This is a genomic window from Agrilactobacillus yilanensis, assembly GCF_003946725.1.
In the GTDB taxonomy this organism is placed as follows: domain Bacteria; phylum Bacillota; class Bacilli; order Lactobacillales; family Lactobacillaceae; genus Agrilactobacillus; species Agrilactobacillus yilanensis.
The window spans coordinates 22,185-38,276 of the sequence record NZ_RHOY01000002.1 but is presented as its reverse complement, the minus strand read 5'-3'; the positions used below and the strand labels follow the sequence as shown (position 1 = coordinate 38,276).

The following is a 16,092-nucleotide window of genomic DNA, read 5'->3' as shown; positions in this document are numbered from 1 at the left end:
CTTAAAGTTGCGCTAAAGCTTGATCTAAATCATTAATCAGATCTTTGGCATCTTCTAAGCCAATTGATAACCGGACTAAACCTTCAGAAATACCCGCTTTTTGTAGCGCTTCTGGTGAATAAGTCGCATGTGTCATGCTGGCAGGATGTTCAATCAATGTTTCTGCATCACCTAAACTTACAGCAAGTGTCAATAATTCAACCGCATCCATTAATTTTTCACCGGCAGCTCGGCCGTCTTTTAGTTCAAATGAGATCATTGCCCCAGGTAAGTTCATTTGTCTTTTAGCAACTTCATGGCCTTTAAAACTCTCGAGCCCTGGATAATAAACTTTGCTAATCTTAGGATGCCCATCCAAAAAGGCGACAACCTTCTTGGCATTTTGCACATGTTTTTCCATCCGGATATCTAACGTCTTCAACCCACGACTTACTAAAAAGGCATCAAATGGTGAAATAATTGAACCCGTCATATCTTTCATACCCACCATATGAATCTGATCAATCAATTCTTTACGGCCAGTAACTGCACCAGCTACCACATCCCCATGACCATTCAAATACTTCGTTGCTGAATAAACCACTAAATCAGCGCCTAAATCAATTGGTCGTTGAATGTATGGGGTACAAAATGTATTGTCCACAACAAACAAGCAGTCATGCGCTTTAGCGATTTTGGCAATCGCGCCAATATCTGAAATATCTAAAGTTGGATTCGCTGGTGTTTCTATGTAAATCAGTCTTGTATTTTCTTTAATATTTGCTTCAATCGCTGCTGTATCCGTTGTATCTACAAAGGTCACATCCACATCATAGCGCCGCAAGCCTTCGTCAAATAACGAGTGTGTACAGCCATAAACAACTTTAGAAGCAATCATATGGTCGCCGGCCTTTAAGAAAGTATGCATTGTAGAACTAATTGCGCCCATCCCTGAAGCCGTTACAACGCCAGCTTCCGCATTATCCAGACCCGCTAATTTCTCTTCAAGTTCCATTTCCGTTGGATTACCTAGACGTGTATAAATAAAGCCATCTTCTTCGCCAGCAAATCGCTTAGCCCCTTGTTGGGCACTATCAAAAACAAAAGTGGATGATTGATAAATTGGGCTGGTCAAAGCACCTGGTAAGTTCTTCGTGTGTCCCCCGTGAATTTGTTTTGTTGCAAAACCATATTCCTTGTTCATAATAAACCATCCTCTCACAAATTTTAGTTTGTGTTGCTTTGTACGCCTGTTATATTACACTGCGAAATCGTTCGTGTAAACGCTTTCTATCTTAAATAACATAGCGTTTTTTGTTCTTTAATCTTTAGAATTCATGAGGGACTTACCTTAGATTCTCATTTATTTTTGGACCTATCCAATTTTCTGTATTAATTAAATGGGTACAGAATCGTATAATTACCGCAATCTGCTGATAATTTTTTATTAACCGTTACTGAGATTAATTAATGCTAAATTAGTGAATTTTGTTTTTAAATTTTTGCCTATTTAGCCGATATTTTAAAATAAATTTGTTAAATAACGCTATTTTTTACATAATTTTACATTAATTTCTGTTTTAATTTTTTTAATGCGTGCATTTAGACGTCTTCTGAATTATCAGGTTGATACCTTAAAATATCACCAGGCTGGCAGTCTAAAATTCGGCAAATAGCTGACAAAGTCGAAAAACGAACGGCTTTGGCTTTCCCATTTTTTAAAATGGACACGTTGGCCATTGTAATGCCCACCGCTTCAGATAATTCTGTGACACTCATCTTCCGCTTTGCCAACATTACATCTAAATCTACAATAATCGCCATTGCTATTCCTCCTAAACCGTCAATTCGTTTTCTGTTTTGATCGCAATCGCCTCTTTAAGCAACATTTCCATAACATACGCAAAAATTCCAATCACCAGCGGTGCAGAAGCGAATAAAAAGGCAAAAATGATTAAGCCTGGTGCATCCCCATCGTCAGCGATCATATAAGCTACCGGTAAAAAAGCCACGTATAACAAGCCCGTTACAGTCATCGTCTCTTTTTTAATATGATTTAAAGTGACCACCGCCATTTGTGTGAACGTTTTTTGCCAGCGGATATAACCCAACAACCGAAAAGCTTGATACAAAGCCATCAAGAATAAAAGAATCGCTGGATAAATCGTTATCCCAAAAATAAGCCGCCAAATACCAAAGTCAACCCCATTAATGCGCATACTGCGAATAAAGCTAGGTACCCCAAAGATCCCAATAATCATTAAAAGTAAAGCCACTACAATCAGCACAAATTTTAAAAAGTTAAGCGCAATATGTTTCATTTCTTTCACTCCTTATCAGTTAAAACAATATATATTTATCGTAAAACGATAATAACATATCGTTCAACAATTATAAACAGGAATTATAATTTTAATTATGGATTTTACCTAATATTATAAATTGAGCTCAAATGTTATGCTGTGCATTCAAATTTTCGGTAATTAATTTTGTTCATTAAAAAGCTAATTAATGCTGAACAGCATCAAATTACCAGATCTTCATTTAAATATAAATCGACCTTTTTAAATCAATAGATGTTAATAGTTGTCATTTTGGTGAAAAAATGATAAGTTATTGCAGGAAGTGTTTTTTAGATCCTTAATCATCAGCTGATCCAGTTTTAGGCTAAGGTACTTGTCATTGCTGTCAAATGCTGATATAAAGCGAATATCTAACTTTTAATCAAAAAAGATACGGGTCTAATTTTCGGAAAATATAACATTGGTTCACCTTTGAATGAACACGTTTTCATCATTAACAAGCATAATCATTGACATATTTCAAGCACGAATATTATTATCATACCAAAAGGTGGTCTAATTATGGATACAAAACAAGAAGTAACACTTAAAACTATTGCCAAAATGGCCAATGTGTCCCATACAACCGTTTCTCGGGCGCTTAATGGCAGCAACTTAGTCAAACCAGATACTAAAAAACGCATCACTGAAATCGCTGAACGTTTGGGCTATGTTCCCAATTTAAATGCTAAAGGTCTAGTAACTCGCCGATCTTTTTTAGTGGGTATCTTTTTTACCGACCTTTCTACCGGGACCTCTGAAAGTTTCTTAACCGATGTTGTGGGCCAAGCCCGAGCAACGTTATCTAAAGACTATGATCTCTCAATCAATAGCACCCGTAACGCCACTAGTGCCCAAGGTTTGTTGCGGCATAACTATGATGGCATTATTGTCTTAAGTCAATCTAAATTAGATGACGAATTCATCGAACGGGTTAAGGACCAAGGCTTCCCACTTGTTGTTTTAAATCGGAATATCAGCCGCAATGACATCCCTAACTTCAGTATTAATGATTTTATCGGTTCTAAGAATATCGCTGAATATGCGATTCGTATGGGGCATACAAAATTCGGTATTATCCAAGGCCCTGATTTCTTTGAATCTGTAACGCAACGGACTAACGGTTTTAAAGCAGCCTTAGAAGAACACGACTTAACGATTGATGATGCCCTAATTAAAAGAGGCGATTATCGACCAAAAAGCGGTAACGTGGCCATGCGGCAAATTCTTACTTCCGGTGACATTCCAACTTGTGTTTTTTGTGAAAATGATGATATGGCGGTGGGCGCAATTAACGCCTGCAAAGAGCTAGGGTTCCAAGTACCTGAAGAAATCTCTTTTATCGGCTATGACGATATGGCTTATGCAAAATACCTTGTGCCTGGCCTGACGACTGTTCGAAAACCAACCGATGTCATTATCAAATTAGGCATTGAAGAATTAATGGATCTTTTGGATAATGAACCAGAAAATGATGCCGTCCGTCGGAAAATCATCGCACCGGAGATTATTGTCCGGAATTCTGTCTCTGATCGACGGGTCTAATTTTAAATTTATTAAGGTCTTGGCGGTGCATCCCCAAGGCCTTTTTCGATGTCTAAAATTAGTTTTTAATTGGAAACGTTTTAAATAAAATAATTATAGCCTGCTACTTACTTTGCCCCACTAACTAGTGTACAGTATTAGAGAGTATATCCGGATTATAGAAAGGCTGTTTCCAAATGAAAAACAAAGTACAACGATTGACCGCAAGGCAAACCATGGGCTTTATTTTATTGTCCATTCTCATCAACGCTACCGGGAATGGCTTAACCGTTAGTTTAAATATGGGTAGTGCTTTATGGACCGCTTCCACAGTAAATTTAAGTCACCTTTTAAATTTTGATTTAAAACCGTTGTTAGTGATTTATGGGGTAATCGTCGTTATTTTGAATGCTTTTTTAATTAAGCGCATTGAACCAAGACGGATTATTAATAATTTTTTGTTCATGATTCCTTTTAGTTATTTAGTGGGCTGGACTGCAGAATTGTTTAATTTATTACCATTAGATCAATTGAACACTGCCACTAAAATTCTCTTGGACTGTTGTGGTATTTTAATGATTGCCACGGGTGTTTCTATCTATCAAAGGGTCAATATTCTACTGCACCCTAACGATGACTTTATGCAAATTTTGCGGTTTAAATTCTTCCACGGTAATTCCGCAATTGCCATGTGGGTGTCTTTTATGCCGCCGATTACTATTTCACTAATTTGTATTTTGATTACCCATCAAATTTATGCCATCAATGTCGGGACCGCCTTTTCTTTACTATTCCAGGGTAGTTTAATTGGTCTCGCAGATAGATACATTTTCCCTAATTTAAAACACCAAGGCATTGAGTCGGCGGCTGACTAGTGCCCCACTACATTTAAATTGTAAACAGATCTACGCCCAGCGCTAATCTAAGCCCTATTTCAAATCAACTCGTGTCGATTCGCGTGCTCTGTTTTTTTGTCACTAAGGTAAGCGTTTACGAATACTTACTTTCCTAAAGAGTCGCGGTAAAGTAAAGTTAGATGTTATTCCTTATCGAAAGGCAAAATTTGTAATGAAAGCTAAATCTGAATCCCTAACTGCAAAACAAACTATTTTTTATTTATTGCTCTCCATTCTTTTAAACTCTTCTGGCAATGGTTTAACGGTCAGCTTAAACATGGGCAGTGCCTTATGGACGGCATCATCGGTTAATTTGAGTCATTTATTAAATTTTGATTTGAAGCCACTGTTAGTCATTTACGGCGTTATTGTAGTGATTACCAACACCTTATTGCTCGGTCGAATTGAGCCAAGGCGGATCATCAATAACTTTTTATTTATGGTTCCTTTTGGTTACTTAGTAGGTTGGACGTCTCAACTTTTTAATCTACTGCCTTTAAATCAGTTAAGTACGCCACTAAAGATGTTATTAGACTGTTTTGGTATTTTAATGGTTTCAGCCGCGTGCTCTATTTATCAACGGGTCAATATTTTATTGCATCCCAATGATGACTTTATGCAAATTATCCGTTTTAAATTTTTCCATGGTAATTCCACGGTAGCGATGTGGGTGTCTTTTGTCCCACCGATTATTGTGTCAATTATTTGTATTATTATCAGTCGCCAAATCTACGCGATCAATGTGGGGACTGCTTTTTCATTGCTCTTCCAAGGCAGTTTGATTGGTTTAGCTGATAAAATTATTTTTCCAAGCTTAAAGCATCACGGTGTAGAACAAGCGGTTAATTAGTCTAAATTGGAGGTTTTTTATATGTATTCTGCAAATTCAAAACGTTATGACACAATGGTCTACAATCGTGTCGGTCAAAGTGGCTTAAAACTGTCCGCTTTTGGCCTTGGTTTTTGGCACAACTTTGGTAGCGTCGATGCCTATGCGCAGCAACAAAAAATTGTCCATCAAGCTTTTGATCTAGGGATTACTTATTATGATCTGGCCAATAATTATGGCCCCGTTCCTGGCAGTGCGGAAAGTAACTTTGGCAAAATGATGGCTACGGACATGAAGCCTTATCGTGATGAAATGATTATCGCCAGTAAAGCTGGCTATGATATGTGGCCCGGACCTTATGGCAATTGGGGCTCTCGTAAAAGCATATTAGCCAGTGCGGATCAAAGCTTGCAACGTTTAGGGTTAGATTACGTAGATATTTTTTACAGTCATCGGCCTGATCCTGAAACACCCGTGACCGAAACGGCCTTAGCCTTAGATCAATTGGTTCACCAAGGTAAAGCACTTTATATCGGTATTTCGAATTACAGCGGCACGCAGACAAAACAAATTATCGATATTTTTGAAGCTTTAAAAACACCTTTTATAATTCATCAGCCCCGTTATAATTTATTTAATCGGCAAGTAGAAACCGATTTATTCCCAGTTTTACAGGCACATCACAAGGCTGCTGTTTGTTTTAGTCCTTTATCCCAAGGGCTGCTCACTGATAAGTATCTAAAAGGTATCCCCCAAGACTCCCGGGCTGCTAAAAGTACAAGTCCTTTTTTACAGCCGAAGCAAGTTGAAAGCACTCTAAAAACCGTTCGTGCTTTAAATAATATTGCCCAAAAACGGGGTCAAACTTTAGCTGAAATGGCTTTGGCTTGGAATTTACGTCGCCCTGAAATTGCCTGTGTTTTAGTCGGTGCTAGTCGACCGGCACAATTACAAGACGATGTGAAGGCATTAGATCATTTAGAATTTTCTAAAACTGAATTAGCTGAAATTGATCAAATTTTAGAACAACAGGCCCCAATAGATTGGCGTCGTAACTAAATTAATGTATTGACATTTTTCTCTAATTAATTTAATATTATGCCATAATTAATTCGTCCTAAACCAATGACGTGGATATCAAGGTTATTATGCCCGCAAAGAGAGTCGCCGCTGCTGAGAGTGCGATCGAACGCAAATAACTAAATGGCCCACGGAGGGTTCTTCTGAAAGAAAGTTCAAGTAGGAAGAAACGTCAGGTATACGTCAGTTACCGAAGGGGTGTTAGCCCCTTGCTAAGAGGGTTAAAAGGTTATTTGTGATTTCTAAATGACCAGTTTAACCAAATTGAGGTGGCACCGCGGATAAAATCCGTCCTTAACATCATGTTTTGGACGGATTTTTTTGTTGTTTTTAAATCTAAGGGGGCCTTTAAATTGATGACTTTTATAAAACGATGGCAACGCACACTTTTTGTTCAATTCAAATTTTACAAACAAGGAGTGCTTTATAATGTCCAAAAAACAAACGCTTGCCCCAATCATGATTCAATTTCCTTTTCCAAACTTTGACGGTCCAAAGTTAGTCAGTCAGCTTCAAAGTCAGGGTCTAACCGCAAACTTATTAAAGTTTTATTCAAAACAGACGACCCACACCTTTACCTACATCAGTCTGCACGAATACTGCCACTTAACCCTTAAAAACCACCGTTTGATTTATAGTGACGCCCTAGGGACAAAGCTACAGTCAGAAACTTTAAAAACGGTCGTAACCCAATTATTAACAGAATTCAAAATTGCTGATCAACCACAATTACCGCCATTTTTCGGCGGCTTCATCGGTTACTTCAGCTATGATTACGCCCGCTATGCTAATTCGATCTTACCTCAAAATCCTCAGGATCCTTTTGATTTAGCAGACGCTGACCTTAGTTTTGTAGATCAAACTTTCATCTATGATCACCAAAGCCAACAAGCTTATTTAGTGCAGTTGCGGTCACCAAAAACTACCGCGACTGCTACAGAGATTTTAGCAACGCTCACCAAATTAAAACAGCAGCTGCTGACTTTAGCGCCCTCAGTACAACCTTTATTTCAATTAAAAACCCCTTTCCAGTTAGCTTTTGATCAAAAAACATTTACTGAAAAAGTGGCACAAGCTAAGGCCCATATTTATGATGGTGATATTTTTCAGCTCATTTTGGCCAACCGTCAACAAGCCAAGATGCAAGGCCGTTTATTAGGCATTGCTGAAGATTTCTTTAGCCATAACGCAACCCCTTATCAATTTTATTATCAGCACGGTGATTTTGAAGCCATCGGTGCTTCTCCAGAGACACTGGTCACCAAAAACCAAAAACAGCTCTTCACCTATCCTCTAGCAGGTACTCGGCGCCGAGGCAGAACCCCCGCTGAAGAAACTAAGTTCAGCACCGAATTACAAACGGATGCTAAAGAAATTGCTGAACATAATATGCTCGTGGACTTAGGTCGGAATGACTTAGGCCAAGTTAGTCAATTCGGCAGTGTCCAGGTCACTAAATTGCGACAGCTCTTAAAGTTCAGTCAAGTGATGCATCTTGGCTCTACAATTGAAAGTACGGTGGCAAAGGGTATAACTAGTATGCAGATTATTGAAGCTTTGATGCCCGCAGGTACTTTATCCGGTGCACCTAAAATGGCCGCAATGACTATTATCAACCAGCTTGAAGCTCAAAAGCGTGGTCTTTACGGTGGTTGTCTAGGCTATATAAGTCCTACCGGTGATTTGGATTTATGTATCGGTATTCGTTTGGCTTATCGCCAAAAAGATAATTTATTTGTGCATTCTGGTGCGGGGATTGTGGCGGACAGTCAGCCAGATAAAGAATATTTGGAATTTAACAATAAAGCCCGGGCAATCATGTTGGCATTAACTAGAAAAGAGGTCGTCGCTGATGCTTTATCTCATTGATAATTATGATAGTTTTACGTATAACTTATACCAATTAGTTGGTACACTCACCGACGAACCCGTGACTGTCGTTAAAAATGACACTTTAAGCGTAGCCCAATTATTAGCTAAGCACCCCAGCAAATTACTGCTTTCCCCTGGACCCGGCCGACCGGAAAATGCCGGTTATTTAATGGCTTACTTAAAAGCCTTTGTAGGCAAAGTACCGATCTTAGGTGTCTGTTTAGGCCACCAAGCTATTGGCGCTTATTACGGCGTTCCTGTCGTTCATAGTCCCCAATTGATGCATGGTAAAGCCAGTAATATTCATATTGTCCAATCTACCCCTTTGTTCAAGAACTGTCCGCAAACCTTCACCGGTGCGCGCTATCATTCCTTAGTCTTACAGAATACTTTGCCTGAAAATTTAAAAGTCACTGCTACCACTGATACCGGCACCATTATGGGGATTGCCGATCCAGACAAAGCCGTATATGGCGTGCAATTTCATCCCGAATCTATTTTGACAGACCCCACAGTTGGTACCCAGCTGCTCCAAAATTTTTTGAAAATATGAAGAAATAGTGAATTGTTTACAATGTATTGTTTTTTAGGTATCAAAACGTTTATAATTAATGATAAGATTTATTCTTATAAACAATAACTATTATTTAATATAAGGGATGTGATATTTTTGAAAATCGAACCTTCCGTTTTGAATCTAACGGATCTCGTCGCATACCATGAAGGCCGCATCAGCAGCCGTTCATTGAATAAAAAGGTACCGTTTAATACAGCAAAAATGACTTTGCTAGCTTTGGCGGCTGATGAAACTATTAGCCGTGAACAAAGCGATTTGCATAAATTTGTTTTAGTCATTGACGGTCAAGTGGATATTATTTTCCCAAATAATGAAGTTTTTACTTTAAATGTGAACGATACTTTGTTAATTCCAAAAGGAACTTGGCATGAATTTAGAGCACCAAAAGATTGTAAACTTTTACAAATTGAAGCTGAATAGGGGGATGAATTCCAGTGAGTTTTATTAAAAAATTACCACAACAACAAGTTTTAGATCTACGAGAAGAAATGCCAATTGAAGAGGACCAAATGTCCAGTGAAACTTTGGTTCAACGTGACGACTTAGGCATGACGTTATTTTCTTTAGATAAAGATGAGGAAATCCAAGCCCATAGTTCTACAGGGGATGCTTTAGTCCAAATCTTGAGCGGCACAGCTGAAATCACCATTGCTAACGAAAAATACACCGTTCAAGCCGGCCAATGCATTGTGATGCCAGCCAACATCAAACACGCCCTTTTCGCCGTAGAAGCCTTCCAAATGCTGCTCACCGTTGTAAAACCTGAAAAAGAATAACAGAGCGCGAACTGGAGCGGGAAAGCCTCGAGCGTAACCTAGACTTACGATATAAGCCCGGTTTTGGCTTGTGAGTAAGCCGTAGTTATGTAAGAGCTTTGCTCCAGTGAGCGCGTTTAAGAGCCAGAGCGCGAACTGGAGCGGGAAAGCCTCGAGCGTAACCTAGAACTATCAAAAAAACAGACGAAAAACGCAATCGTTTTTCGTCTGTTTTTTTTGATTACTTTACAGCAATACTTTAATTTTGATGCACATCAAAAGCCGCTAATAATCGTTCCCCAACCCCTGGTGCATCTGGGTCATGGCGCCCATGACCTTTATCAAGTGTTTCCAACTGGGCTAATTCTGCAGCTGTTAGTTCAAAGTCAAAGATGTTTAAATTTTCTTTGATCCGTGAATCATGTACTGATTTTGGTAAAACAATGATACCCTTTTGATTTTCAAAACGTAAAATAATTTGACCCACATTTTTATGATATTTTTCAGCTAATGCTGTAATTAATGGTTCTTGCAGTAATGCTGTATTCCCTTGACCTAGCGGTGACCAAGCTTCTAATTTCACTTGGTCTTTAGCCATCAATTGTAGTAATTCTTTTTGTTGGGAATAAGGGTTATATTCAACTTGATTCACCGCAGGTAGCACTTCAAATTGAGGTACAAATTTCTGCCAAATTTTAGGTGTCATATTGGAAACCCCTATAGAACGCAATTGCCCTGCCTGTTGCGCCTGAACCATAGCTTGCCAAGCTTCAAGTACAGCACCATATGGCTGGTGAATTAAATATAAATCAATATAATCCAAACCTAATTTCTTCAAGGATAACTCAATTGCTGTTTTAGTCGCTGTTTTACCATAATCTTGCAGCCACAATTTACTGGTCACCCAAATTTGATCCCGGGGAATACCACTATCTTTAATGGCCCGACCAACTTCAGCTTCATTAAAATAGGCAACAGCTGTATCAATATGGCGATACCCTGCTGCTAGCGCTTGTTTCACCGCTTCATATGTCGCGCCATTATTAGGAATTTGGAACGTTCCAAAACCAATCGCTGGAATTTCATGACCATCATTTAACTTAATTACAGGTATTTTTGACATAAATAGATAACTCCCTTAATTTATTTTTTTAATTGTGCCAAACTTGAACCAAAAATTTGTTCAATCGTCACTGGATCACGGTGATCAAAAAATTGACTTTCATTTCTATCCAAATTATTTATTTGCTGCATATCTGCAGGGCTGAGCTCAAAATCAAAAACATCTAAATTTTCAGCCATACGCTGTGGGTGAACCGTTTTAGGAATCACTATAATGCCACGTTGCAGTAACCACCGTAAGATAATTTGCCCAGTAGTTTTATGATATTGCGCCCCTAATGCTGTTAACGTTGGATTTTGGAAAATGTCATGTTTGCCTTCCGCAAAAGGTGCCCAGGCTTCGGCTTGAATACCTTCATGCTGTGCAAAATTAACGGCTGCGGTTTGCTGATACCAAGGATTGATCTCAATTTGATTCACCACTGGTTTCACTGTCATTGATAATTCGAGATTTTTTAATTGGTCCTCATAAAAATTGGAAACACCAATAGCTCTAATTTTGCCAGCCTGATAAGCTTCCTCTAAGGCCCGCCAAGCGCCCATCACATCGCCATAAGGTTGGTGTAATAAGTAAAGATCCATATAATCTAGGCCTAATCGTTGCAATGAGGCATCAATGCCCGCTTTGGCCCGTTCATACGTAAATTCAGAAACCCAAAGTTTAGAAGTGATAAATAAATCTGTGCGTGCAACACTGCTGTTTTTGATACCTTGTCCCACAGCAGTTTCATTTTGGTATGCTGTTGCAGTATCCAATAAACGATAGCCTGTATTTAAGGCTGCTGTGACTGCTGTTTCGCAAATTGATAAATCTGGAATTTGGAATACCCCAAAACCTAGTTGGGGCATCTGAACACCATTATTTAATAGAACAGTTGGTACATTTGCCATTTGTAATACCTCCTCATTAATCATTGTCCTTATCATAAACGCTATTAGCCATATTGAAAATTACCACTTTATTATGCTAGTATGTATTTAACGTATACTAGGTGGTGTTTTTTATGATCGACAACTACTTATTGGAAGAATTAGTAACCTTTGCCCAGACAAAAACATTGGCTAAAGCCGCCCAACAGCTACATGTCACCCAACCCACACTTACCCGGGGGATGCAAAAATTAGAAACAGAACTGGGCGTTCAATTATTTCAACGTCGTCCTAACCGCATCGTCTTAACGGCAACCGGGGTCTTCGCTGCGGAAACTGCCGCAAAACTATTACAACAAAATCAATCTTTTGCCACAACTATTCGCAACTTCGATCAAACACAAACTGTGGTGAAAATCCGTTCTGTACTGCCAGGCCCCTTAATGATTGCTGAACACACCCAATCACAGAGCCCGCAAAAAATTCAGATTGATTCAACTTTGTTACCTAGAACACAAGTCAGTCAGAGTCTAGAAAATAATACCGCAACCTTAATTTTTTCAGATCAAAATTTAGCCACTGACCAAATCAGTTCCCAACTTATTGGTATCGAAAGTCTAGCAGTTAACTTAAATAAATTTATGTATCAGGCCAATCAAACAACCATTCACTTTGCCGACTTAAAAAATCTGAGCTTTATTGTTCTAAATGACATTGGCCCTTGGCGTAAAATTATTCAACAGGCTATCCCCGGCGCTAAATTCTTTTATCAAGCCCAACAAGATGCCCTTATGGAAATTACAGCGTATTCCGATTTTCCTTATTTCAGTACCAATCTTTCAAAATTAGCCCCCGGCTACCAGCGCCGTGTCATAGAAGACGATAGTCGCGTCCGAATTCCTTTAAGCGATGATCAGGCACAAATGCCAGTTTATGCCAGCTACTTAACCCGACAAAGCGCAATTGTGCAACCTTTATTACAACAATTTCAAGAAATTTGGCCAGATTAAGTCCTAAATTTTATTTTGTTCACCAATTCACTTGCAATTTTAGTTAATTTTGCTTAATCTTAAATAGGCACAATTGTGTCAGGTTATAGGATTGGATGAGTTAAATGCAAAAATCTTTTACATATCGTTTAGTAATGTTGATCATTGCCCTAATTATTGCCGGCTTAACCCAAGCTTTGACAATTACGACCGAACTTGGCGCGACAATTTGGTCCGCCTCGTCTTTAAACATCTTAGGCGCCATATTTCAAACTGCCGATCTATCCAAAATCAATGGATACAATGGTACTACCATGTTAATTATGAGTTTGTTGTTAGGTTTATTGAACATGAAGCTCTCTCCTGAAAGTGACTGGGGCCGCTTTTTTAGAAATTTATTGTTTGTTGTCCCTTTTAGTTATTTCATTCAGTTTTTTGTCCCCTTTTGGCAGTTCATCTTTGAAAAAATTCATCCCTTCATTCCAAATGATACCGCTTGGTTCGGATTAATGATCTTCTTAGATATTGTCGGACTGGCCGGCGTTGCGTTAGAGATCTCACTTTACCAACGGGCTAATTTAATTTTACATCCCATTGATGATCTGACATTTATTTTGCGTTTTTACTATTTAAAGGGTAATTCCACCAAGTCCCAGTTAATCAGTTTTTTAATTCCAGCGACCATTACCTTGATTTCTGTCTTATTAAATCATGGTCAACTTATCTCTGTCGGCTTTGGGACGGTCTGGGCTATTTTTACCCAAGGCCCTTTAATCGCTTTCTTTGATAAACATGTTTGTCCTAGTTTTAAACATCAAGCTTTAGTTCGCGAAGCACTGAATTAAAATTAAAAATGACGCTAAAAAATACCCTTAAAACCAATAATATATTGATTTCAAGGGTATTTATTTTTTTAGTTAGCCTTCTGTAACCGCTTCTGCACTTTCACAAGCAGCGACTAATTGTTCTAATGTTTGACTGCCAAAAATCGTTTCACCGCCGTTAATGCGGGTCGCCGGCACACTCATAATATGATGTGCTTTTCGATAATCTGGGAACTCTTGCAAGTCAATCATTTCAGCACTGACCTTTGGATTCAAAATGGCGATATGCTGACAAGCTGAAACCACATCTGGACAGAAGTGGCAAGTTAAGGCAATCGCAATCTCAATATGCCGTTCAGGTAATTGTTTAATCCGTTCAATCAGTTCTGGATCAATCGTTTGGCCTGGACCAGCCAAATTATAAATGGCAAGTACTAACGAATTTAATTCGTGGCCACTTGGGATCCCACTGAATTGTACCCCACGGGCTTGTCCGTTTTCATCTAATAATTCTAATGATGGTAACCGACGGCCTTCAGGTTGTTCATTGGATTTCTCAAAGGAAATTAAGTCACTCATCTGACTGAATTCTTCTGCAAAGCTTTCCAAAGACTGCGCTTTATTTGAGCCATCTGTATAGAATTTCAGTGTTACAGGTTTCGTTAACTTACCAAAAATTGGACTCAATTGTTGGATAATTTCACTGGAGAACCATTTGCCTTGATGCACAGGTGCTTCTTTTTCGGCTGCTGGCACTTCACTGCTTTGACCCATTTGTTTAGGTGCTTTGGCCTTTGGTGCTGCTGTATGCAATGGCAAGCCTAATTTTTGTTTTAGAGCCGTAACATAATGTTCTGCGGAAGTAGCTGCCGTAGCACCATCGCTAGCTGCGGTGATGATCTGCCGTAATTCTTTGGAAACTACATCCCCAGCCGCATAAACACCTTCAATATTTGTTTTTTGATCATTGTCTGCTAAAACATAGCCCCGCTGATCACAATCTACTTTATCTCGGAAATCCGCAGTTGCTGGTGTTGTCCCAACAAAAACGAAGATCCCAAAAGTCGCATCCCCATCATCTACATGATAAGTTGTCTCTTCACCGGTTTCATTATTCTTTAAGACAAGATCCGTCAAATAATCCGTCCCTGAAGCTTTAACGACTTCGGTATGATATTTAACATCAATTTTTGGATTTTCAAGTGCTGGTGCTGCAACCAATGGTGGACACTTAAATTCGCCTTTACGCACTAAAATCGTAACGTGTTTTGCATAACGGGTTAAATAATTGGCCTCTTCAGCGGCGGCATAACCCCCACCGACAACAAAGACTTGTAGGCCACTGAATAATTCCCCATCACACGTTGAACAATAAGCAACCCCACGGCCACGGAATTCTTTTTCACCTGGAAAACCTAATTCTCTAGGATTCGCACCAGTTGCTAAAATCACACTGCGGGCAGCATAGTCATTTTTTTGACCATGCAAAATCTTAACATCACCCTCTAATTCATAGTTCGTGATATTATCGCTTGTAATTTTAACGCCAAAATCTGAGCACTGCTGCTGCATTTTTTGCATCAATGCCGTGCCGCTAATCTCAGGAACCGCTGGGTAGTTAGCGACAACGGAAGTCGTTGTTACTTGACCACCTACTTGATCAGCTTCCACAATTAAAGTATCTAACGTCGCACGGCCAGCATAAATTCCGGCAGACAAACCAGCGGGTCCAGCACCAACGATCACTGTATCATAGATATGTTTTTCTTCTGCCATTTTATCTCACCTCTGCTAAATCTTGCCGACAAGATCTAGACTAGGTGTAATTGTTTCTTCACCAGGATGCCAGTTAGCAGGGCAAACTTTATCCCCATGTTCACGGACAAATTGTGCAGCCTCTAAAGTTCTTAAAATTTCTTCAGCATTCCGGCCGATACCCATATCATTGATAGTATAAGATTTGATCTTACCTTCAGGATCAACAATAAATACCGCACGGAAAGCTTGGCCAGCATCTTCATCTAAAACATCAAAGAAACGTGCTAATTTGCCAGCTGGATCTGCTAACATTGTATATTTGATCTTACCGATCGTATCAGTAGCTTCAGCCCAAGCTTTATGTACGAATTCGGTATCTTCAGAAACGGAGTAAATTTCAGCGTTAGCCTTTTGGAATTCAGCATAATGATCTTGTAAATCCCCTAATTCAGTAGGGCAGACAAATGAAAAATCTGCTGGATAGAAGAAGAAGACGGACCATTTACCTAAAACATCTTTCGTTGTTACTTCATGGGTTTCACCGTCGCGATAAGCATTGACCTTAAAGTCTGGGATAGATTGATTGATGTAATTCATGGAAATTCCTCCTTAAATTATAATAATTATTAACTAAAGAATATTATAAGGCTAATTAAGTCTTTTTTCAAGTTCAAG

17 protein-coding genes and 1 other annotated feature are annotated in these 16,092 nt (G+C 39.0%); of the genes, 10 read left to right on the top strand and 7 right to left on the bottom strand.

Going from position 1 to position 16,092, the window contains the following annotated elements; all coding sequences use genetic code 11:
• Position 1: 1 nt before the first annotated feature.
• From megL to EKM93_RS01635, 3 genes are all read right to left on the bottom strand, one after another.
• A complete protein-coding gene (megL, locus tag EKM93_RS01645; protein ID WP_125712416.1) occupies positions 2-1,183 on the bottom strand; it encodes a methionine gamma-lyase in 1,182 nt (393 codons plus the stop codon).
• A gap of 398 nt (positions 1,184-1,581) precedes the next feature.
• Positions 1,582-1,803, bottom strand: a complete 222-nt coding sequence (locus EKM93_RS01640) for a helix-turn-helix domain-containing protein (protein WP_125712414.1) — start codon at positions 1,801-1,803, stop codon at positions 1,582-1,584.
• Positions 1,804-1,814: 11 nt separating this feature from the next.
• Positions 1,815-2,300 carry a DUF2975 domain-containing protein gene (locus tag EKM93_RS01635; protein WP_125712412.1) on the bottom strand — a complete coding sequence of 162 codons (486 nt, stop codon included), beginning with the start codon at positions 2,298-2,300 and terminating at the stop codon, positions 1,815-1,817.
• A 543-nt stretch (positions 2,301-2,843) separates the two neighbouring features.
• Here EKM93_RS01635 and EKM93_RS01630 point away from each other — a divergent pair.
• From EKM93_RS01630 to EKM93_RS01595, 8 genes are all read left to right on the top strand, one after another.
• The gene (locus EKM93_RS01630) at positions 2,844-3,866 is read left to right on the top strand and encodes a LacI family DNA-binding transcriptional regulator (RefSeq protein WP_125712410.1); all 1,023 of its coding nucleotides are present in this window, start codon (positions 2,844-2,846) and stop codon (positions 3,864-3,866) included.
• A gap of 176 nt (positions 3,867-4,042) precedes the next feature.
• Entirely contained in the window at positions 4,043-4,720 is a 678-nt protein-coding gene (locus EKM93_RS01625) for a hypothetical protein (RefSeq protein ID WP_125712408.1), read from the top strand.
• Positions 4,721-4,913: 193 nt separating this feature from the next.
• A complete protein-coding gene (locus EKM93_RS01620; RefSeq protein ID WP_125712406.1) occupies positions 4,914-5,591 on the top strand; it encodes a hypothetical protein in 678 nt (225 codons plus the stop codon).
• A gap of 21 nt (positions 5,592-5,612) precedes the next feature.
• Positions 5,613-6,629: an aldo/keto reductase gene (locus tag EKM93_RS01615; protein ID WP_125712404.1), complete on the top strand. Its 1,017-nt coding sequence runs from the start codon at positions 5,613-5,615 to the stop codon at positions 6,627-6,629.
• A 57-nt stretch (positions 6,630-6,686) separates the two neighbouring features.
• Positions 6,687-6,949, top strand: a binding site (T-box leader).
• Positions 6,950-7,079: 130 nt separating this feature from the next.
• Positions 7,080-8,519, top strand: coding sequence for an anthranilate synthase component I family protein (locus EKM93_RS01610; RefSeq protein WP_125712402.1), 1,440 nt, complete (start codon positions 7,080-7,082; stop codon positions 8,517-8,519).
• On the top strand, positions 8,503-9,075 hold the full coding sequence (locus EKM93_RS01605) for an anthranilate synthase component II (protein WP_125712400.1): 573 nt from the start codon (positions 8,503-8,505) through the stop codon (positions 9,073-9,075). The genes EKM93_RS01610 and EKM93_RS01605 overlap by 17 nt, the downstream gene beginning before the upstream one ends.
• 117 nt (positions 9,076-9,192) lie before the next feature.
• Positions 9,193-9,519, top strand: a complete 327-nt coding sequence (locus tag EKM93_RS01600; protein ID WP_125712398.1) for a cupin domain-containing protein — start codon at positions 9,193-9,195, stop codon at positions 9,517-9,519.
• A gap of 68 nt (positions 9,520-9,587) precedes the next feature.
• A complete protein-coding gene (locus EKM93_RS01595; RefSeq protein WP_376923057.1) occupies positions 9,588-9,875 on the top strand; it encodes a cupin domain-containing protein in 288 nt (95 codons plus the stop codon).
• A 238-nt stretch (positions 9,876-10,113) separates the two neighbouring features.
• Here EKM93_RS01595 and EKM93_RS01590 read toward each other — a convergent pair whose 3' ends face one another.
• Together EKM93_RS01590 and EKM93_RS01585 are read right to left on the bottom strand one after the other, a co-directional pair.
• Positions 10,114-10,977, bottom strand: a complete 864-nt coding sequence (locus EKM93_RS01590; RefSeq protein WP_125712394.1) for an aldo/keto reductase — start codon at positions 10,975-10,977, stop codon at positions 10,114-10,116.
• A gap of 20 nt (positions 10,978-10,997) precedes the next feature.
• Positions 10,998-11,867: an aldo/keto reductase gene (locus tag EKM93_RS01585; protein WP_125712392.1), complete on the bottom strand. Its 870-nt coding sequence runs from the start codon at positions 11,865-11,867 to the stop codon at positions 10,998-11,000.
• Positions 11,868-11,980: 113 nt separating this feature from the next.
• On the opposite strand from EKM93_RS01585, the gene EKM93_RS01580 reads away from it, so the two are divergent.
• Both EKM93_RS01580 and EKM93_RS01575 read left to right on the top strand, forming a co-directional pair.
• Positions 11,981-12,856 (top strand): LysR family transcriptional regulator, encoded by an 876-nt coding sequence (locus tag EKM93_RS01580; RefSeq protein ID WP_125712390.1) that lies wholly within the window; start codon positions 11,981-11,983, stop codon positions 12,854-12,856.
• Between the two features lie 104 nt (positions 12,857-12,960).
• A complete protein-coding gene (locus tag EKM93_RS01575) occupies positions 12,961-13,680 on the top strand; it encodes a hypothetical protein (protein ID WP_125712388.1) in 720 nt (239 codons plus the stop codon).
• Between the two features lie 72 nt (positions 13,681-13,752).
• Here the strand turns inward: EKM93_RS01575 and EKM93_RS01570 are convergent, their stop codons facing one another.
• Together EKM93_RS01570 and ahpC are read right to left on the bottom strand one after the other, a co-directional pair.
• On the bottom strand, positions 13,753-15,435 hold the full coding sequence (locus EKM93_RS01570) for an FAD-dependent oxidoreductase (protein ID WP_125712386.1): 1,683 nt from the start codon (positions 15,433-15,435) through the stop codon (positions 13,753-13,755).
• A gap of 15 nt (positions 15,436-15,450) precedes the next feature.
• Positions 15,451-16,014: an alkyl hydroperoxide reductase subunit C gene (gene ahpC / locus EKM93_RS01565; protein WP_125712384.1), complete on the bottom strand. Its 564-nt coding sequence runs from the start codon at positions 16,012-16,014 to the stop codon at positions 15,451-15,453.
• Positions 16,015-16,092: the final 78 nt, after the last annotated feature.